This is a genomic window from Terasakiella brassicae (assembly GCF_014641495.1).
In the GTDB taxonomy this organism is placed as follows: Bacteria; Pseudomonadota; Alphaproteobacteria; order Rhodospirillales; family Terasakiellaceae; genus Terasakiella; species Terasakiella brassicae.
Genome location: NZ_BMHV01000002.1, coordinates 149,095 through 167,890, shown reverse-complemented (window position 1 = coordinate 167,890; position 18,796 = coordinate 149,095). Strand labels below are relative to the sequence as shown.

Genomic DNA, 18,796 nt, shown 5'->3' with positions numbered 1-18,796 from the left:
ACCCAACCAACCTTAACAGGACATGCCTAACATAAGTTTTATGCAGACAGACGCTTGCGGCCTTTGGCGCGGCGAGCGGCAAGAATGCGACGGCCGGCAACAGTAGCCATACGGCTACGGAATCCATGACGGCGTTTGCGAACAAGCTTGCTGGGCTGATACGTGCGTTTCACGGTTCAACTCCGAAAATCAGTTTAAAAAGAAAGTAAACGAGCCCGCTGTATAAGGCCATGTGTACCATTAGTCAACGGACTCATTGCGTTGAAGGGCAAGAAAAATGTAATCGGGCGGTACGGCCATATCGGGAATAAGAATAAAAGAGTGGATTTTCTGTGTAAAATAATGCTATGTTGCGATGCAGCAATCGATGATGCGCTGCAATGAAAATGTCATAATTTTAATCTGAAATCGGGTTGCCCCCAGACATATAAAGCAAAAGTTTTGTTTGTTTTGTATTTTTTGTGCGTAAATTGATTGACGGTTGAAATATTTTAATAATATCTTCTCTATTCAGATAAGTTGGAATATCTAAAAAATATAGGCTCACCTGTTCCAGCTTTGTTTATTGAGTAGTCCCGTATTGAGGGGTGTTGAGGTCGAATGCTATATCAGTTCTATGAATTCCAACATTCTGTCTGGTCGCCGTTTCGCCATGCAGCAGAAAAGATGGAAGAAGTCTTTCGTTCTCCTTTTATGCCCGTGTCCTATACGCCGATGGGGCGTGCGATTGCCGCAAGCTGCCATTTGTTTGAGCGTGTAACACGACGTTATATCAAACCGGAGTTTGGCTTACACAAAACCACAATTGATGGCAAAGAAGTCGCGGTTGAGGAAGAGGTTGTGCTCCATAAACCGTTTTGCGAATTGCTTCATTTTAAACGAGACGCAAAACGAAACGATCCCCGTGTGCTGCTGGTGGCGCCGATGTCGGGGCACTATGCGACTTTGTTGCGCGGCACGGTCGAAGCCCTGTTACCCGACCATGATATTTATATCACCGACTGGATCAACGCGCGTGACGTCTGTACATCGCACGGCAGTTTCAATCTGGATGATTTTATCGAATATATTATGTACTTCCTGCATCATCTGGGGCCCAATACCCATGTGATTGCGGTCTGCCAGCCGTCTGTTCCGGTTTTGGCGGCGGTTTCGCTGATGTCGGAAGATGACGATTATTGTGTGCCGTCTTCCATGACATTGATGGGCGGGCCGATTGATACGCGTGTTAATCCGACAGAAGTTAATAAACTGGCGGAAGAAAAAGATATCGAATGGTTTGAAAAAAGCGTTATTGCACAGGTTCCGGTCAACTATCCGGGTTTTATGCGCAATGTTTATCCGGGCTTTATGCAGTTGACCGGCTTTATGTCCATGAACTTGGATCGCCATGTCGGGGCCCATTTGGATCTGTATAATCATTTGATCGAAGGCGATGGCGATTCGGCGGATCAACACCATCTGTTTTATGACGAATATCTGTCAGTGATGGATTTGCCTGCGGAATTTTATTTGCAGACGCTGAAAACGGTCTTTATGGACCATGCTTTGCCGCTGGATGATATGAACTGGCGCGATCGTAAGGTTCATCCGTCTGCCATTAAAAAAACCGCCCTTTTCACCATTGAAGGGGAAAAGGACGATATTACCGGAAATGGACAGACGGAAGCCGCGCAGACGATCTGCACCCATATCCCGCAAGATATGAAAAAACACACGTTGCATCCCAATGTGGGGCATTACGGTATTTTCAACGGACGTCGCTGGCGCACCGAGATCAAACCGATGGTGGCGGAATTTATCCGTCAGCATGATAAAGAATTGAAGAAGTAAATTTTCTTCATATATAGACTATGATAAAGGACGGGGGCGTCGCGTTTATGCGAACGCCCCTTTACTTATAAATTTGAGACGGCAAATGAGCGAACAACCCTTCTGGAAAACAAAAAAACTCTCCGAAATGTCTTTGGATGAGTGGGAATCCCTGTGTGATAGCTGTGGCAAATGCTGTTTACACAAGCTGGAAGACGAGGACACAGGCGAAGTTTGCTATACCAATGTGGCATGCCGGTTGATGGATATTGATACTTGCCGATGCAGTCAGTATCAAATGCGCACCTTTCTGGTTCCTGATTGTGTCGAGCTTTTGCCGCAAAATCTGGATAATCTGCACTGGCTCCCATCCACTTGTGCGTACCGCTTGCTACGTGATGGTAAAGATTTGCCGGACTGGCATCCTTTAAACACGGGTGATCCGCAAAGCGCGGTCAAGGCGGGTAAATCTGTGGTCGGTAAATTTATATCCGAAGATAAAGTCGATGGGGATCTGGAAGACTATATCGTCCACTGGCCGGAATAAATCCGTGTTGGAGGATATCGGTCTTATCCTGCGTTCTGCAAACCGCCGGAAATAACGATTAAGGATGTCATCATGCTGATGATGATTCCGAGAAAAAGTTCCAGCACGACAATTCCGACTGCGGCACTCAGCGGGATGTGCAGGATTTTTTTCGCCAAATGCCCGATCCAGATTAAGCTGGCAAACAGGAAACCAACGGATAGGGAAGAGGCCGCTTCCCAGCCGATCATGCCGCTGGCCTGGGCCAGACCGATTAACAGGTACATCATATTGTACAGGCAGCTCAGCCAGTTATAGGCGATGATAAAAGGCAAAAAGTTTCCGGGACGCTCAATAAAGGTGCAGATACGTTCCATCAATATGGGAAAGGCCAGCCAAGCCAGAATATACATTTCCGTATGGGCAACAAGGTAGCGCATACCGTCAAATCGTTGCGGATCAAAACGGATGGCGATCAGCAACAAATACAGCGGGGCGACAAGGGCGGCCCCCCAGTAAAGTGAGGACCAAAACCCCCGTACGCCGCCAACCATCATATGCGCGCCGCTGATGTCCAGACGGATCAAGCGTCCGGCCCCGGCCAATCCATAAAAAAGGGCGCGCAGATCGATCATATCGCCTCGTTAAAATAATCAGTGAGAATGGTCTGGTAGATTTTGGTCAGGCTCTGCAAATCTTCGACCAGAACATTTTCGTCAACTTTGTGCATGGTTTGACCGACCAGACCAAATTCAGCCACGGTGCAGGAATGGGTGATAAAGCGCGCATCGGACGTGCCGCCGCTGGTGGAGCGTTCGGGTTGAACCCCGGTGACTTTCTGGGTCGCTTTTTCGATCAAATCCGTGAGAATGTCCTGATCACTCATAAAACTTTCCCCGGAAATGCGGGTTTTTAAACTGTAGTTGGTATCGACTTTGTCCAGCGTTTCGCGAATCCATTTTTCCAGCGAGGCACCCGTGTGGATATTGTTGTAGCGGATATTGAATTTGGCGGTCACTTCGCCGGGAATGACGTTTTCAACTTCGTTGCCGCAATCGATGGTCGTCAGTGACAGGCTGGACGGATCGAAAAATTCATTGCCGTTATCCAACGGGTCCGCAATCAGCGCCTCCAGCATCTTGACCAGACGGGGCAGCGGATTGTCGGCGCGGTGCGGGTAGGCGACATGGCCTTGTGTGCCGTGAACGGTCAAAACGGAATTGATGGAGCCGCGACGCCCCACTTTCATCATTTCACCCATACATTGTGGATTGGTCGGTTCGCCAACAAGGCAATGATCCATAACCTCGCCTTGTTCTTCCATCCATTCAAGAACTTTTTTGGTGCCGTTAATGGCCGGTCCTTCTTCATCCCCGGTAATCAGGAAAGAAATTGATCCTTTAAAATTATCACCTTGTTCTTGAATAAAGTTTTGGGCGGCTTCGACAAAGGCGGCAACCGCGCCTTTCATATCGGCAGCGCCACGTCCATAAAGGCGACCATTGTGGATTTCTGCACCGAACGGGGCGAAGGTCCAGCCTTTTTCATCGCCAACCGGAACCACATCCAAATGACCGGCAAAACAGAAATTGGGGGCCTGTGTGCCGAAACGGGCATAAAGGTTCTCTACCCGCTCGGTCCCGTCTTCTTGAAAGGGCAGGCGGTGGCAGGTGAAACCCATGCCTTCCAGCGTTGTTTGTAAGAGATCGAAGACGCCTTCGTCCTTTGGGGTAACGCTGGGGCAGCGGATCAGGTCTTGGGCGAAGGCAACGGTCTCGATCATGGGAAGGCTCAATTCTTGAAAAATAGATGTTTTATAACGTATATCGGCCCCACACTTAAAACAAGGTGGAGCCGATAAAAACTGTCGATTGCAAACAGGTTGGCGTGTGCTTAGTCGCGCAGCAGTTCGTTTACGGATGTTTTAGAACGTGTTTTTTCGTCAACACGTTTCACAATAACCGCACAGGCGAGGTTCGGACCCGGTTCACCATTGGGCAGCGGTTTGCCCGGCAATGTGCCCGGTACCACCACAGAATAAGCCGGAACGCGACCATATGAAACGTCACCTGTTTCACGATCAACGATCTTTGTCGATTGACCGAGGAAGACACCCATGGAAATAACAGAACCCTCTTCGACGATGACGCCTTCGGCCACTTCGGAACGCGCCCCGATGAAACAATTGTCTTCGATGATAACCGGGCCGGCTTGCAGGGGTTCCAACACGCCGCCGATACCCGCACCGCCAGAGATGTGAACGTTTTTACCGATTTGCGCACAAGAGCCAACCGTTGCCCATGTGTCGATCATGGCGCCTTCGTCCACATATGCGCCCAAGTTCAGGAAGGACGGCATTAAAACGGCATTCGGTGCGACATAGGCAGAACGGCGAACCACACAACCCGGAACAGCGCGAAAGGCCGCTTTGCGAAATTCTGCTTCGCCCCAACCTTCAAACTTGCTGGGCACCTTGTCCCACCAGTTAGCGTTGACACCCGGTGCGCCTGCGATGGTTTCCATATCATTCAGCCGGAAAGACAGCAAAACAGCCTTTTTGGCCCACTGGTTGACAATCCAATCGGAACCCTGTTTTTCAGCAACCCGCAATTCACCGCAGTCCAACATGTTGAGTGTTGTTTCAACGGCGTCGCGAATTTCGCCTTTTGTGTCGTAATTGATGCTGTCGCGGTTTTCAAACGCATTTTCAATTACGGATTCCAATTGTGCTTTCACCATCTGTTTTGCCTTTTTATGAGAACTTGAGAGAGATTTGGCGAGACAATGGAAAAATTGAGCGTTCCTGTCAAGTTTTAGAAACTATTTAAGTGCAGGGGTTGTGTTGCTATGTCATTTCGTTAAGGTGGGGGTGTTGGTTAATTTTTGTGGCGTGGATCAAACTTCCGGGCTTCATCTAAAGACGCCAATGTCTTTATACGAAAATAAGCAGGAGCCCCTCATGGCACAGTTAGAGCAAGGCCAGAAGGTCAAAGTCGAAGTTACATTCACCATGCAGGACGGAACGGTTGTTCCCGCATCCCCGCCGGGAGAGCCGCTTGAAATGGTGATCGGTCAGCAAACAGGATTTAAACCGATTGATGATGCGTTGGTTGAACTGGATGCAGAAACCCCCTACAAAAAACACTTGAGTGCCCAAGAGGCTTTTGGTCTGCCTGATCCGAATTTGATGATGGAAATTCCACGCAATCAGATCGAAAGCGAAGATGCGCTGGAACCGGGTATGTCCATGCAGATGCAGGATCCCGATGGCAATATCAGTGTGGCGATGATTCACGAGGTGAACGAGACAATTGTCCGTGTCGATGCCAATCATCCCTTGGCGGGTGAAAATCTTGATATGACGGTGACGCTCGTTGGTCTTGGCTGAGAGCGCGCCTGACATACAATAGGAAACGGCTGTCTTTTTGATAAAGAAGATGGCTGTTTTTTTTGCCTGAATTTTATTTATGATGCTTGACAAAAATAAATACCCGATTATTTTACTCAGGTATAAAGAGGGGATATCATCAACGCTCTAAAAGATTAAAAGGTTACGTATAATGAAAAAAACGGAAAACTACAGATCACACCATGAACAAATCCGAGTAATTTTATCGGATATTAAGCGCGGACTCGATTTAGACGCAGTCACGCAGCAACCGGAAAATATCACGGTTCATATCCGTCAGTTATTTGGCAAGTTCAGCACACACCTTGCATTGGAAGACCGTGCCTTTTATCCGCGTGCGATCGCAAATGACAACGTTGCTCTCAGTTCAACCGCGCGTAAGTTTCAAGAAGAGATGGGTGGGCTGGGTGAATTGTTTCATGCTTATCGTCAAAAATGGCCGGGTCCGCTTGCCATCTCCAAAAGTCCGGCTGATTTCATTACAGAAACCAACAATATCATTTCCTTGTTGGAAAAACGTCTAGAACGTGAAGAAGGCGAACTTTACGCCCTCTATGACCGTTACGCGTAAAGGGATGAATATGCCTCATGCATCGCTTCGTTTTGATGTCCCCGGTGTTCAGGCAGCGATTGATAAAGGGGAATTTGTTCTCCTTTATCAGCCGCGCTTTGATCTATACCGCCAGTGTATTTCGTCTGTGGAAGCTTTGGTTCGCTGGCATCATCCGCAACATGGAATGGTGGGACCGGACCTGTTTATTCCGGCGTTGGAAGAAAGCGGTGCAATTGTCAATTTGGGCCGTTGGGTTCTGGAAGAAAGTTGTCGCCAAGCCGCAAGTTGGAAAGCGCAGGGACGACCGATTTGCGTGTCGGTTAATTTGTCACCGGTTCAATGTGAACCGGCTTTGTTGAATGAAATACAAGACCTGTTGCTGCGATATGGCTTGCAGACATCCGATATTGAATTGGAAGTGACCGAAGGACTGTTTCTGTCTGCGGATTGTGTGCAGGTTCTGGAAAATCTGGTGGAAGCCGGGTTTGATATCGCGGTGGATGATTTTGGTACAGGGCATTCCGCCTTATTTGCTTTGCGTAAATTTAAGGCACGAACCATCAAAATTGATAAAAGCTTTTTTGATGAGGTGCCGGGGGATTTGGATGCCTGCATTTTGCTGCGCGCTATTATCACCTTGGGACACAGCCTTGGCCTGAAAGTTGTCTGTGAAGGGGTCGAAGACCGCGATCAGCTTGAACTCGCGGAATTATTCGGTGCCGATGAAATTCAGGGCTATGTCATTGCCCGCCCTTTGCCTGCATCAGAAATTGCGCATGAACTGTGTCATACGGACTTTTGTAAGAAAATGGCCCGCAAAGCCGCCTGATCAAGGCCGATGCGGATAATGGATCAGGGTATGAACAACGGCTTTTGCATCCGTTGGATTGCGGTATCCATGTGTGCGATCCCCGGCAAAACGAATGGATTGGCCTTGTTTAAGGTTATGCCATTGACCATCGCTTAAAATATCCAATTGCCCCGTTATAAGACTGACAATTTCCATAACGCCGGGTTCGTGTGCCTCCGAGATACGTTCATAACCGGGTAAAAATGTCAGTTCGAGAAATTCAAAACCAAAGGCCTGTTCAAAAGGAAAAAGCGGCGCGATCATCAGCCCGTCGTCGCCGGGATGCTGGCGAATAGTGTCGGCAGTGCGCACGATGGTCTGGGTTTTCGTTTCAGGAACCGGTTCAATGAATGTGCTAAGAGAAACACCCAGCCCGGTTGCAATTTTCCACAAGGTTGCGACTGTGGGACTGGATTCGCCCCGTTCGATCTGACCAAGCATAGCTTTGCTGACGCCTGTTTTTTCAGCTGTTTTATCCAGACTCAAGCCTTGAGTTTGTCGCGTCAATTTCAGCGTTGCGGCAAGATGGTCTTTGGGATCGAGCATGGAAAAGGGCCTCGTTGAATTGGGGCTTGTGCGTTATAACATACAAATGATATAGTCTAGTACGTTATAACGCATATTCTTGATTTTCGTAAAGTCCTTATCATGCGCTTTCCTTTCTCGTTCTCTCATATCACGGCGGGTTTTGTTGCTGTTTTAATCGGCTATACCAGCGCGGCCGCCCTTGTTTTTGAAGCGGCACGTGCCGGTGGGGCCGGTCCCCTTGAAGCCGGATCATGGATGTGGGCGTTGGGGCTGGGGATGGGGATCAGCGGGATTGGCCTGTCGATCTATTATAAAACACCAGTGATGATTGCCTGGTCTACGCCCGGTGCGGCCTTGTTGATTACCAGTTTGCCCGGTGTGGACCCGTCGCATGCTGTGGGCGCTTTCTTGTTTTCATCGGCCCTGATTACGCTTTGTGGCATAACCGGATGGGTGGATCGTTTAATGGCGTTAATCCCCACCAGTTTGGCTACGGCTATGCTGGCGGGTGTTTTGTTGCGTTTTGGCTTGTCCATTTTTCCAGCCTTTGCCCAATCGCAAATATTGGTCGGGGCGATGGTGGCGACTTATCTGTTGGGGAAATGGCGGGCAAGCCGATATACGATACCGCTTACCTTTGCGGTTGGGGTCATTGTTGCCGTTCTTCAGCAGGATGTGATTTTATCTGATTTGGATGTGCAATGGACGATACCGGTTTTCACCATGCCGTCATTTGATCTCAGTACATGGATCGGTGTTGGATTACCGTTGTTTATCGTGACGATGGCCTCACAAAACCTGCCGGGCTTGGCGGTGTTGCGCGCACATAATTATCATATTGCCGCTTCCCCCTTAATTGGTTGGTCTGGCGTGATGGGGTTAATTTTTGCCCCCTTTGGCGGTTATGCCTTTAATCTGGCGGCGATTACGGCGGCCCTGTGCATGGGCGATGATGTCGATAAAGATCCGGCGCGGCGTTATTGGGCAACGGTTTGGGCCGGTATCTTTTATATGCTGGCTGGTGTTGTCGGTGTCAGTGTCGCCGGATTGTTTGCCGCCTTTCCCACGCCCATGATTGCGACCATTGCCGGATTGGCGTTATTGGGCACTATTGCCAACAGTTTGTCTGTGTCTTTAAGTGAGGCCTCAACACGTGATTCGGCCATTTTGTGTTTTGTGATAACAGCATCCGGGGCGCAATTTTTGACGATCGGGGCGCCGTTTTGGGGGCTTGTGGTTGGCTTGTTGGCGTATCACGGGATTGAAAAGAAGCGGGCATAAAAAAAGCCGCCAGATCAAAGAGATCGGCAGCTTTTTTAAAGTGATAAGATGGAGCGGGCGAAGAGATTCGAACTCTCGACCTAAACCTTGGCAAGGTTTCGCTCTACCCCTGAGCTACGCCCGCATAACACCTTATGCAACTAATTTTTAGAAGATGGAGCGGGCGAAGAGATTCGAACTCTCGACCTAAACCTTGGCAAGGTTTCGCTCTACCCCTGAGCTACGCCCGCTTAATCTTCTAAAATTTCCGGTGGGTTTGGCACTGCGAACAGTACCGCCGGAAGCGGGGCGCATAATATTAAAAGCTGAGGACATTGCAAGCTAAAAAATTCAAGAAAGTGAAATATTTTTGCGAATGTTGATTCTTGTGAAGAAATTGACATGCTGTGGATAATGATCGTGCAAGTGAAAAGAGTTTGAAAACATCATGGCTAAAACATCTCAGGATTTACTCAACCTCCTTGAAAGGCTGAAAATTGAGGCAACAACACATTCTCACCCTCCGCTTTTTACCGTGGAAGAAAGTAAGGCACACCGTGGTGATTTGCCCGGTCAGCATTGTAAAAACCTGTTTTTGAAAGATAAGAAAAAACAACTGTGGCTGGTGGTCGCGCAAGAAGACGCACCGATTAACCTGAAGGAGCTGAAACAGAAGATCGGTTCGGCCCATCTGTCATTTGGCAAGCCGGACCTGTTAAAAGAGATTTTAGGTGTCGATCCGGGATCCGTTACGCCTTTTGCTTTGGTCAATGATGCGGACTGTTGTGTCAATGTGGTTTTGGATTCTCAAATGATGGCGGGGGATCTGGTCAATTATCACCCTTTGACAAACGAGATGACGACCGCCTTGCATCCTGAGGGTTTACGGCGTTTTATTGCGCATTGCGGCCACCCCTTTCAGGAAGTCGACCTTTGACTTATATGTCTTTGAAAGGCTAAAAGCCTATCGGATATAGTATTCCGTGCGGGCATGGCTTATGCTGGATAGCAAACGAACAGAGTGATAAACATGATTGTTGATGCAAATGCACCGATGGGTGCAAACGATTTGATTAAAGATACCACGAGCGAAACCTTTATGGCTGATGTGGTCGATGCCTCGCAGGACGTGCCGGTACTGGTTGATTTCTGGGGACCGGGCTGCCAGCCCTGTGAAACCCTGAAACCGGTTCTGGAAAGCCTTGTGCGTTCCATGAACGGGGCGATCAAGCTGGTAAAGGTCAATGCACAGGAAGCCCAAGACATTGCCATGCAAATGCGTGTGCAATCCGTTCCGACCGTTTTTTGTTTTAAAGGTGGACGTCCGGTGGATGCGTTTCAGGGAGCCTTGCCGGAAAGCGAATTGCGTAAATTCATTGAGAAACAAATCGGTGGCGGTTCGCCGATTGCGCAAGCCCTGGCCCATGCCAAGGAATTGCTGGATGCGGGTGAAGCCGCAAACGCGCAAGAGGTTTATGTACAAATTTTGGAACATGATCGTTCCAACCCGGAAGCCTGCGCCGGTGTGATGCGCACCCATGTGGCGCTGGGCAATGTCGATAGCGCGCGCCAGATTGCGGACAATCTGCCGGATGAATTGAAAAAGAATGAACATATCGCCTCGGCAATCTCGATGATTGATTTGGCCGGTGCAGCGGATGTGGATACCAGCGAACTGGAAGCGAAACTGGCGGCAGATCCCAATGATCATCAGGCACGTTTCGATCTGGGGATGGCGCTTTACGGGGCGGGCCAGACCGAAGAAGGTTTGTTGCAGCTTCTTGAAATCGTCAGAAAAGATCGTACGTGGAATGAGGATGCCGCCCGCTTACAGATGTTAAAAATATTCGAGGCCGTGGGTTTAAGCGATCCAATTGTTATCAAGATACGTAAAAAATTAACCACAGTGTTGTTCTAATGGGTCCTATTTTACCGGAAATCCTGCCGCTTTTCCCCTTGAACGGGGCTTTATTGCTGCCGCGCGGGCAATTGCCGCTTAATATATTTGAGCCGCGTTATCTGACGATGGTGGAAGATGCGCTGGGAATGGGACGGGCCATTGGCATGATCCAGCCCTGTTATGACGTGCCCGATCCGGTGCCGGATGCAACCGATCTTTATACGGTCGGGTGTATGGGGCGTATTGTTGAATTTCGCGAATTGGAAGACAGCCGTTTTCTGGTAACCCTTGCGGGGATTAGCCGTTTCCGTGTGGTGGAAGAACTGGATATCGAACGCGGTTATCGTCGTGCAAAAGCGGATTATGCCCCTTATGGAATCGATCTTTCGGAAAATCAGGCGCCGGTGGACCGGGATGCATTGTTGATGGGTTTGCGTCATTTTCTGGATATCAGCGATGGGGCCGGCGGTACGGAAATGCTGGACGTCAACTGGGATGCGCTGGAACAGGCACCGGATGAAGATCTGGTCAATGCTCTGTCCATGCTCGGACCGTTCGAAGCACGTGAAAAACAGGCCTTGTTGGAAGCTGTAAGCTTGACGGAACGTGCTGAAACCCTCATTACAATGATGTCAATGGCGGCTTTGTCCAACGAGGACGGGTCGTCCGGTCATGCCTAACTCATAAAAGGTAAAAGAAAATGTCGAATCCTGCTGTTGATCCTAAATTGTTGGAAGTTCTGGTTTGTCCGATTACCAAAGGTCCGTTGCGCTATGATGCGGATGCACAGGAACTGATCAGCGAACAAGCCCAGTTGGCGTTTCCGATCCGTGAAGGGATTCCCATTATGTTGGCTGAAGAAGCCCGCCAGCTTGATGAGGCATCTTGATGTATAGCGAAGGTAACGAAACCCCTGCAGTAACGGAACTGCGCATTCGCAAGGAAGAAAAGCTTTTGGTCGTGTCCTTTGCGAATGGGGAGTCTTTTGAATTACCTGCCGAGTTGCTGCGCGTGGAAAGCCCGTCTGCCGAAGTCCAAGGCCATAGCCCGGCAGAAAAAAAGATTATTCCCGGTCGTCGTCATGTCGGCATTATCGGTGCGGAACCTGTCGGCAATTATGCGGTGAAACTGACCTTTGATGATTTGCACGATAGCGGTATTTATACATGGAGCTATCTGTACGAATTGGGCGAGAACATGAACGAGGTCTGGGACAACTATGTCACCAACCTTGAAGCCGCAGGTCTCAGCCGCGACCCGTAAGTTCAGCATTGTTTTGAAAAAAGAAGAGCCACGTGGCTTTGTTTTTTTATGTACGGATACGGTCTTTGGGCAAGGTGATGATGATTTCGGTTCCGTTGCCCGGTTCACTTTCGATATTTAAGGTACCGTTATGTATTTCAATCAGGTTATGGGCCAGTGGCAGACCAAGACCTGTGCCTTCATATTGACGGGCCAAGGAAGATTGAACTTGGGCAAAAGGCGTCAAGGCAATCTCGATTTCTTCGTTGGTCATGCCGATTCCGCTGTCTTTGATGCGAATTTCGATGTCACCGACATTGTTTATTGCCGTTGAAATAGAAATATGGCCGCCATCATGGGTGAATTTGGCGGCATTGCTCAAAATATTTAAAAAGACCTGTTTGATCCGGCGTTCATCCCCGTAAATAAGCGGCAGAGGAGCAGCCTCATAATGTGTCTTCAAGTCTTTTTGTTCGATAATCGGGTGAAGCATACGCAGCGAGTCTTGAAGGGCGCGCGGCAGGTTAAAGTCGGCTTCGTTGATATCAAATTCACCGGACCCGATCCGGGCGACATCCAACACATCGTTGATCAAGGTGAGAAGATGCTGGCCGGAATTATGGATGTCATCGGCATAATGGGCGTAAGTCGCCGGTTGAATGGGACCGTATATTTGATTTTTCATAACATCGGAAAAACCGATAATGGCATTCAAAGGGGTTCGCAATTCGTGGCTCATACTCGCCAGAAAATCGGATTTGGCTTTATTGGACATTTCTGCCCGTTCCAAAGCCAGTTTGTTTTCTTCCAGTAATGCTTGCAGGCTTTGCGTCATGTTATTGACGGAGTTTGCCAGTTCTCCCATCTCATCGCGGCTGTCAACGGTTGCACGCACACTGAGGTCACCGTCTTGAATTTTGCGCAATGATCCAATCAATTTCGTAATACGTGCGCTTAAGACACTCGCCATCCAGATGGCGATAATGACGACAATAATGACCATAATTGCGGTATATACAGTCAGTTCCGTTGCCGTCTGCGCAATCGAGTCGCGTAAATGATCCAGCAGACGTTTTTCCTGAGCCCGTGTTTTTGCATCCTGCGCATCAATCAGTTTATCAAGGGAGGCTTTTGTCTCGTTTGCGGCGCGGTGGAATTCATCCACGTTTGCCCCGATGGTGACAAAACCAAATCCGCGTTTTGTTTCACCATATTGTCCCGTGTAGTACGGGATTGCGGCGGCGGTGGTTAGTTTCCAAAGCTTGCTCCAGAAAATAACAAAAGACCCGGACCCGCCTTCTTCCGTCAAATTCCACCAACCGGCGCATTGCGGGGCGAAGTTAAGATAGCGACAATCCAGACTCACATTGCCTTGTTTTATAAGGTCAAGGGATGGTCGACTTTCACCCGGTTTGTGGAACTGAGGAGCTGTCTTTTTGAAGTCTGTAAAGGATTTGCCGCTGGCTTGCCAGTCGTCATACAAATCCTGTGACAGCCAAGGGGTAGCCTGTTCGCCGGTTTCAGGGGCATATCCCACAATAAAATAATCGCGGGGGTGGGAAATGTTGCGCCCTTTGTGATCCCACATAAAGGCATAATTGCCACTGGAGGCATCGGAGATATCGCTATAGCGTTCTTCCGTTGGCACAATATGGTCACTAAATTCCATAATATGTGCGTGATCAAGGGCAAGGCTGACATATCCGACCTTGCGGCCCTCGCGCATAACAGGGGTTATCCAGCGTACAATTGCGCGAAACCGTTTTCCTAGCGGATTTTCCTTGCCGGCATAAGCCGATGTTTCCGGCTGAAATGGGATCCCGGCTTTTTCTGTGCTGGCTTTGGTATAGGGGCCGATGACTTTGGATGGAACATAAGCACCGATTACATCGGAAACGTAAATTTCGCCTGCTTTTAGTTCACTCAGCTTGTTAAAGTATGTTTCCGCTTTCAAAAATGTGTTTTGGCGGTTGGACACATTTGTTTTGCTTGTATTCAGCAAATCACCGTTTGTCACTTTGACAATTTCCTGACCATCCAAACCAATGAAGGTCATTTCAAGATAAAGCGGTGCGCGTTGTGTCCAATGGGGGCCGTTGGATGCGCGAGAGTGAAAATCCTTCGCGTTTTTTTCAATTTTGGCGCTACGAATCGCTTTTTCGTCATCGTTTGGGTTTGCCGGACGCCAGTGATCGGTTTCAGGATCCAAAATCCAGGGCTGGTGTGTGGTCAAATTGCGGGTGCGGTTGTTGAGAAATTCACGATAGGTATTTTCATCCGGGTTGAGGTTGGCGGCAAACAGAACTTCGCTGTCCCGGTCATATAGAAACCGTGCTACACTTAGGGCCGTATCTGTGGTCAAGCGTTCGATCGCTTCGCGGGCCTTGGTATCGAGCGCACGCACGGTATCGGCAACGGCAAGTTCACCGGCCCCTTCCACCGTTTTGCGCATTTCCGTGCTGATTGACTGGCTTTGCTCAATCGCAGATTCGCCAAAGGATTGAATGGCCTCCCACGCAACGCCACCCAGAAGAACCAGGGGGATGATTTTGATAACTAAAAAGATGGAAATGAGTTTTCCACGAATTCCCAGCGACATCTGTATTCTCGACCATAAAAGGATAGGGCGTTTATTTTTACTCTATTTTTAGTTTTGTTGTCACTATACAGAAAATCTTCCCCCTTGCACATAATTAACCTGTAAGACTATGTAATCAGAGACCTGCCAATATTGGAAGAGACATATGATCGATCGTTTACCACTCTGGTTGCGCCAGAAGTTTGCCCTTTTCTCCTTTTCACAAGGCGATGGAGGCATGAGTAAGATGAAGCTTGGGTTCCGCCTGCTGGCCGTTCTGTTTGTGTTTGCCTTGCTCTATTACCCGGTGGGTATGATGATCGTTCATAAAGTGGATGATCAAATCCCGCTGGATGTGGATGTGCAACCGGGACAAAGCCACAGTGTGGCGATTGCCGCCCGTTTGATCCAGCGTGAAACCGACATTCACCCGTGGGTCGCGAATGATCCGTGGTTCTTGCCGGGGGCGGCATTGGATAATATGCCGAATTTTCAACAAGGGATTGTGTATGCCTTGTCACGTTTTGCCATTGAAATGAGTGACCAGATCGGACGGACACGCGGATCATCCGAGGTGGACAGCGATTTGGATAAGGCGGCGGGCCTGTTGAAATATGCCGGGGACGTTTGGGTTTGGGATTTCAGTGTCTCGCTGGCCCCAACGGCGCCATCGGATTCACAGTATCGGGCGGCACGCCGTAGTTTGATTTCTTATAATGATCGATTGGCACGGGGGGAAGCCACGTTTGATACACGGGCGGATAACCTGCAAACGACACTGGAACGGATTGCGGCCGATTTGGGGTCCGGTTCCGCCGTTATCGATACATATATTCTGGAAAATTCCGGCTCCCTTATCGATTTTCACGCCGACGATATCTATTACCGCAATAAGGGACGGCTTTATGCCTATTACCTGTTGCTGGAAGCTTTGCGCACAGACTTTAAAGATGTCATCGGCGAAAAGGATGTGACAAATGCATGGGATCAGATGTTGCAGTCTTTGAAAATTGCAGCCAGTGCCCAGCCTCTTGTCGTGATCAATGGTGATCCGGATAGTTTTTGGCGCCCCAGCCACCTGACATCACAGGGCTTTTACCTGCTGCGTGCACGTACTCAATTAAAAGAGGTTGCGAATATCTTGTTGAAGTAAGTGTAAAAGCAGGGCACCATACGATCATGGTAGAAAGTAGAGAAATACGCGAACGGGTCTTTTTGGTCGTTGTGGACAACAGCGAAGAGGTCCGTGTTGCCCTGAGATTTGCAGCGAAACGGGCGGAACATTCCGGCGGGCGGGTCGCGTTGCTTTATGTGATTGAACCAACGGAATTTCAACACTGGATGTTTGTCGGGACCTTGATGGCCGAAGAAGCCCGCGAGGTTGCCGAAGGCGCGGTAGGTGGTTTTTCAAAGATCGTTCAGGAATTAACCGGTGAAATGCCGGTTGTCTATATCCGCGAAGGTGAACGCCAGACCGAATTGATGAAACTGCTGAAAGAAGAACCCAGTATTTCCTTGCTGGTTTTGGCAGCGGCCGATTCAGCCGATGGGCCCGGACCGCTGGTTTCATCACTGACAGGCGATATGGTTGGCGGTTTGCCTGTCCCGATTACGGTGGTTCCGGGGACACTTTCTGACGAAGATATTGACCGGATTACCTGATCAAATATAATATCCGACAAAATTACTAGGTTTTTTACTCTTGACCTTTTGGCAAAATCGGACCATTTAAGGGACAAGAAAAATGTATCTACTGGAAAGGTATTTTCACCATGTTCATTCAAACCGAAGCCACGCCGAACCCGTCAACGTTAAAATTCATTCCCGAACAAACAGTTATGGCGCAAGGCACAGCAAATTTTAATGACAAGGATGCCGCAGCCCGTTCGCCGCTGGCACAGCGTCTTTTCGGTGTTGATGGCGTGGACAGCATCTTTTTAGGGTCTGATTTTATTACGGTGACCAAGCAGGAAGACAAAGATTGGCAAGTTTTAAAGCCGATGATTTTGGAAGCCCTGATGAACCATTTCAGTTCCGGCGAAGCGATTGTACAAGACGGTGAAAATACGGCAGAACAATCCGGTGATGATAATGAAATTGTCACACAAATTAAAGAATTGCTGGAAACCCGTGTGCGCCCGGCTGTGGCCCAAGACGGTGGCGATATCATTTTCCACAAATTTGAAGACGGTATTGTTTATTTGACCATGATGGGTGCCTGTTCCGGCTGTCCCAGTTCCAGTGCGACATTGAAACACGGCATTGAAAACATGCTGCGTTATTATGTCCCGGAAGTGTTGGAAGTCCGCGAAGCCATCTAAGGCAAAATATAGTTTTTTAAAAAGGTGCCTGTGACGTTCAGGCACCTTTTTTTGTGATCAAATGCGGGTCATAACCGACAGGGTGGCGGCATTGTTGGACATGGCCTTTTTACTGAACAGTTCCAACTGTGGCAGGGGATCAAAGTCTTTGATGTTGGGCGAGGGTTTGCCAAACAGATAGCCTTGGACATGAGAGATGCCGCAATCGCGCACAAACGTGAGGCCTTCGGCATCGTCAATCATTTCGGCAATGGTTTCCACCTTCAGGTCACGACACAGATTACCAAGCGCGATTAGGAAGGAACGTCCTTTCGGGGCCTGACGTGCGTTACGAATAGCGGACCCGTCCAGTTTGACGATATCGACATCCAGTGTGGACAGATATTGGAAGCTTGCGGCCCCGGCACCAAAATCATCAAGACAGACTTTATAGCCCATTTTACGTAAATTCTGGATAAAGAGGTTGGCTTCCTGCAAGTTGTCGAGGCGGGAGCTTTCCGTAATTTCGAACATCAAATTACCACGGGCCCATGTGTTGTTTTTCAACAAGGTCATCAGGTTTTTGATATAGCCACGATCCCCGACCGAATAACCGGATACATTGACGGCGAGACAATATTCTTTCCCCTTGGGCTGTTGTCCGAGCCATTGCAGGGCGGCTTGGGCCATCACATAATCAAATTCAGGGATCAGGCCGGTTTCCTCAGCAAAAATAATATATTCGTAAGGCGATTTGCCCGCTTGATCCCCGCGAAAACGCGCCAGACATTCGTAATGGTGGATTTTACCGCTACGTGTTTCGATAATAGGTTGGAAAGCGATAAAAAATTCTCGTTCGGCAACCACATGCTTAAAGGTTGCAATTTTTTCGTGGGCTTCATTGACAAGATCGCTCATATTGCGGGTCAGGGTTTCCATAGAAAAATCTTTACCCCGGGCATTCTTGAAGCGATTGATGGTATAGGCCAAGCCATTGGCGAGGTCTTCCTCGGAAATATTTTGTCCATCCACTTCAAGTGTGGCGGCCTTAATATCCAGTTTAACGTCACTACCACTGGCATTTGCCGCCATTTCGGATAGTTTGTTTTGTAACTCATCAACTTTTAAATCACCGGAATGGACCAAACCGAATTGGTTGTCACCGATACGTCCGGCACTGTCACTGCCCAGTGAATTGGACCGCAAGTAACTGCCGACGGAATTCATCAGGTGGCTGGCATCTTCGTTGCCCAGACTATTGGCAAGAGCTTGTAATTGATCCATATCCAACATGGTCAATTCGACATGTTCGCCTTTTGCCGTATTTTTCTGAATGGTAGCCTGTGCGGCCTTCAGGAATGATTTTTCATCGTAAAGCCCGCTGGCATTGTCTTTTTTCAGATCGCTGGTTTTGCCGAATTTATCGCCTAAACGTAAGCCGATGAACAGATGGTTTCTCAGATCCTTGATCCGGTATCCCATCATCTGAATTGGCGGAGTTGGTCGGCTGCGCCCTTGCAGGCGAATGCTGATGGATTCAATACGGTTGGCTTCATCGGTGGCAGAAGCGACTTGAAGAAAGAGAATATGATCATCCGGTGCAATGATATCGGTAATCGGTTTGCCGATGAGTTCTTCTTCACTTTTTCCCGTAATGGCGGAAATGGCCCCCCCGGCAAATATGATATTGAAATCATGGTCCAGTTCCAGAACGATATCACTCCAACAAAAAGTGAAAGCGACAAAACGATCGCGTTCCTGTTTCAAGGACGTTTCATTATTCATTTGGGGTAGGCCTTTATTTTTTGCACTTATCTTTTCCGGCATGGTATATGAAA

General features: G+C 48.8%; 21 protein-coding genes and 2 tRNA genes. 14 read left to right on the top strand and 9 right to left on the bottom strand.

Annotated elements, in window-relative coordinates:
- Positions 1–38: 38 nt before the first annotated feature.
- Positions 39–173 (bottom strand): 50S ribosomal protein L34, encoded by a 135-nt coding sequence (gene rpmH / locus IEW74_RS02010; RefSeq protein ID WP_188660720.1) that lies wholly within the window; start codon positions 171–173, stop codon positions 39–41.
- A gap of 427 nt (positions 174–600) precedes the next feature.
- Here rpmH and IEW74_RS02005 point away from each other — a divergent pair, with 427 nt between their 5' ends.
- Positions 601–1,833: a polyhydroxyalkanoate depolymerase gene (locus IEW74_RS02005; RefSeq protein WP_188660717.1), complete on the top strand. Its 1,233-nt coding sequence runs from the start codon at positions 601–603 to the stop codon at positions 1,831–1,833.
- An 85-nt stretch (positions 1,834–1,918) separates the two neighbouring features.
- Positions 1,919–2,359: a YcgN family cysteine cluster protein gene (locus tag IEW74_RS02000; RefSeq protein WP_188660714.1), complete on the top strand. Its 441-nt coding sequence runs from the start codon at positions 1,919–1,921 to the stop codon at positions 2,357–2,359.
- 23 nt (positions 2,360–2,382) lie between these two features.
- Here the strand turns inward: IEW74_RS02000 and IEW74_RS01995 are convergent, their stop codons facing one another.
- From IEW74_RS01995 to dapD, 3 genes are all read right to left on the bottom strand, one after another.
- Positions 2,383–2,973: a hypothetical protein gene (locus IEW74_RS01995; RefSeq protein ID WP_188660711.1), complete on the bottom strand. Its 591-nt coding sequence runs from the start codon at positions 2,971–2,973 to the stop codon at positions 2,383–2,385.
- Positions 2,970–4,121 carry a succinyl-diaminopimelate desuccinylase gene (gene dapE / locus IEW74_RS01990; protein WP_188660706.1) on the bottom strand — a complete coding sequence of 384 codons (1,152 nt, stop codon included), beginning with the start codon at positions 4,119–4,121 and terminating at the stop codon, positions 2,970–2,972. The genes IEW74_RS01995 and dapE overlap by 4 nt, the downstream gene beginning before the upstream one ends.
- A 110-nt stretch (positions 4,122–4,231) precedes the next feature.
- Entirely contained in the window at positions 4,232–5,077 is an 846-nt protein-coding gene (gene dapD / locus IEW74_RS01985) for a 2,3,4,5-tetrahydropyridine-2,6-dicarboxylate N-succinyltransferase (RefSeq protein ID WP_188660704.1), read from the bottom strand.
- A gap of 220 nt (positions 5,078–5,297) precedes the next feature.
- On the opposite strand from dapD, the gene IEW74_RS01980 reads away from it, so the two are divergent.
- The 3 genes from IEW74_RS01980 to IEW74_RS01970 all read left to right on the top strand — a co-directional run bounded on the left by IEW74_RS01980 (position 5,298) and on the right by IEW74_RS01970 (position 7,129).
- Positions 5,298–5,726, top strand: coding sequence for an FKBP-type peptidyl-prolyl cis-trans isomerase (locus tag IEW74_RS01980; protein WP_188660701.1), 429 nt, complete (start codon positions 5,298–5,300; stop codon positions 5,724–5,726).
- Between the two features lie 172 nt (positions 5,727–5,898).
- The gene (locus tag IEW74_RS01975; RefSeq protein ID WP_188660698.1) at positions 5,899–6,318 is read left to right on the top strand and encodes a hemerythrin domain-containing protein; all 420 of its coding nucleotides are present in this window, start codon (positions 5,899–5,901) and stop codon (positions 6,316–6,318) included.
- Positions 6,319–6,328: 10 nt separating this feature from the next.
- Positions 6,329–7,129: an EAL domain-containing protein gene (locus tag IEW74_RS01970; RefSeq protein WP_188660695.1), complete on the top strand. Its 801-nt coding sequence runs from the start codon at positions 6,329–6,331 to the stop codon at positions 7,127–7,129.
- Here the strand turns inward: IEW74_RS01970 and IEW74_RS01965 are convergent, their stop codons facing one another.
- Positions 7,130–7,696: a helix-turn-helix domain-containing protein gene (locus IEW74_RS01965; protein WP_188660692.1), complete on the bottom strand. Its 567-nt coding sequence runs from the start codon at positions 7,694–7,696 to the stop codon at positions 7,130–7,132.
- A gap of 102 nt (positions 7,697–7,798) precedes the next feature.
- On the opposite strand from IEW74_RS01965, the gene IEW74_RS01960 reads away from it, so the two are divergent.
- Positions 7,799–8,959 carry a benzoate/H(+) symporter BenE family transporter gene (locus tag IEW74_RS01960; RefSeq protein ID WP_188660689.1) on the top strand — a complete coding sequence of 387 codons (1,161 nt, stop codon included), beginning with the start codon at positions 7,799–7,801 and terminating at the stop codon, positions 8,957–8,959.
- Between the two features lie 49 nt (positions 8,960–9,008).
- On the opposite strand, the gene IEW74_RS01955 is transcribed toward IEW74_RS01960, so the two are convergent.
- Both IEW74_RS01955 and IEW74_RS01950 read right to left on the bottom strand, forming a co-directional pair.
- Positions 9,009–9,083 (bottom strand) — tRNA-Gly (locus IEW74_RS01955).
- Positions 9,084–9,114: 31 nt separating this feature from the next.
- Positions 9,115–9,189: transfer RNA gene (locus tag IEW74_RS01950), tRNA-Gly, on the bottom strand.
- 197 nt (positions 9,190–9,386) lie between these two features.
- Between IEW74_RS01950 and IEW74_RS01945 the strand changes: the two genes are divergently transcribed.
- From IEW74_RS01945 to IEW74_RS01925, 5 genes are all read left to right on the top strand, one after another.
- Complete coding sequence (locus IEW74_RS01945; protein WP_188660686.1) at positions 9,387–9,875, top strand: prolyl-tRNA synthetase associated domain-containing protein; 489 nt, start codon at positions 9,387–9,389, stop codon at positions 9,873–9,875.
- A gap of 93 nt (positions 9,876–9,968) precedes the next feature.
- Positions 9,969–10,856 carry a thioredoxin family protein gene (locus IEW74_RS01940; protein WP_188660683.1) on the top strand — a complete coding sequence of 296 codons (888 nt, stop codon included), beginning with the start codon at positions 9,969–9,971 and terminating at the stop codon, positions 10,854–10,856.
- Entirely contained in the window at positions 10,856–11,518 is a 663-nt protein-coding gene (locus IEW74_RS01935; protein WP_188660680.1) for an LON peptidase substrate-binding domain-containing protein, read from the top strand. The genes IEW74_RS01940 and IEW74_RS01935 overlap by 1 nt, the downstream gene beginning before the upstream one ends.
- 20 nt (positions 11,519–11,538) lie before the next feature.
- Positions 11,539–11,727, top strand: a complete 189-nt coding sequence (locus IEW74_RS01930; protein ID WP_188660677.1) for a Trm112 family protein — start codon at positions 11,539–11,541, stop codon at positions 11,725–11,727.
- Positions 11,727–12,101 (top strand): gamma-butyrobetaine hydroxylase family protein, encoded by a 375-nt coding sequence (locus tag IEW74_RS01925; RefSeq protein WP_188660674.1) that lies wholly within the window; start codon positions 11,727–11,729, stop codon positions 12,099–12,101. The genes IEW74_RS01930 and IEW74_RS01925 overlap by 1 nt, the downstream gene beginning before the upstream one ends.
- Before the next feature lie 46 nt (positions 12,102–12,147).
- On the opposite strand, the gene IEW74_RS01920 is transcribed toward IEW74_RS01925, so the two are convergent.
- The gene (locus IEW74_RS01920) at positions 12,148–14,679 is read right to left on the bottom strand and encodes a sensor histidine kinase (protein ID WP_188660671.1); all 2,532 of its coding nucleotides are present in this window, start codon (positions 14,677–14,679) and stop codon (positions 12,148–12,150) included.
- A 145-nt stretch (positions 14,680–14,824) separates the two neighbouring features.
- On the opposite strand from IEW74_RS01920, the gene IEW74_RS01915 reads away from it, so the two are divergent.
- The 3 genes from IEW74_RS01915 to IEW74_RS01905 all read left to right on the top strand — a co-directional run bounded on the left by IEW74_RS01915 (position 14,825) and on the right by IEW74_RS01905 (position 16,979).
- A complete protein-coding gene (locus IEW74_RS01915) occupies positions 14,825–15,811 on the top strand; it encodes a DUF2333 family protein (protein ID WP_188660668.1) in 987 nt (328 codons plus the stop codon).
- A gap of 26 nt (positions 15,812–15,837) precedes the next feature.
- Positions 15,838–16,320, top strand: a complete 483-nt coding sequence (locus IEW74_RS01910) for a universal stress protein (RefSeq protein WP_188660666.1) — start codon at positions 15,838–15,840, stop codon at positions 16,318–16,320.
- Positions 16,321–16,430: 110 nt separating this feature from the next.
- The gene (locus tag IEW74_RS01905) at positions 16,431–16,979 is read left to right on the top strand and encodes a NifU family protein (protein ID WP_188660663.1); all 549 of its coding nucleotides are present in this window, start codon (positions 16,431–16,433) and stop codon (positions 16,977–16,979) included.
- 57 nt (positions 16,980–17,036) lie between these two features.
- Here the strand turns inward: IEW74_RS01905 and IEW74_RS01900 are convergent, their stop codons facing one another.
- On the bottom strand, positions 17,037–18,743 hold the full coding sequence (locus tag IEW74_RS01900) for an EAL domain-containing protein (RefSeq protein WP_188660661.1): 1,707 nt from the start codon (positions 18,741–18,743) through the stop codon (positions 17,037–17,039).
- Positions 18,744–18,796 lie beyond the last annotated feature (53 nt).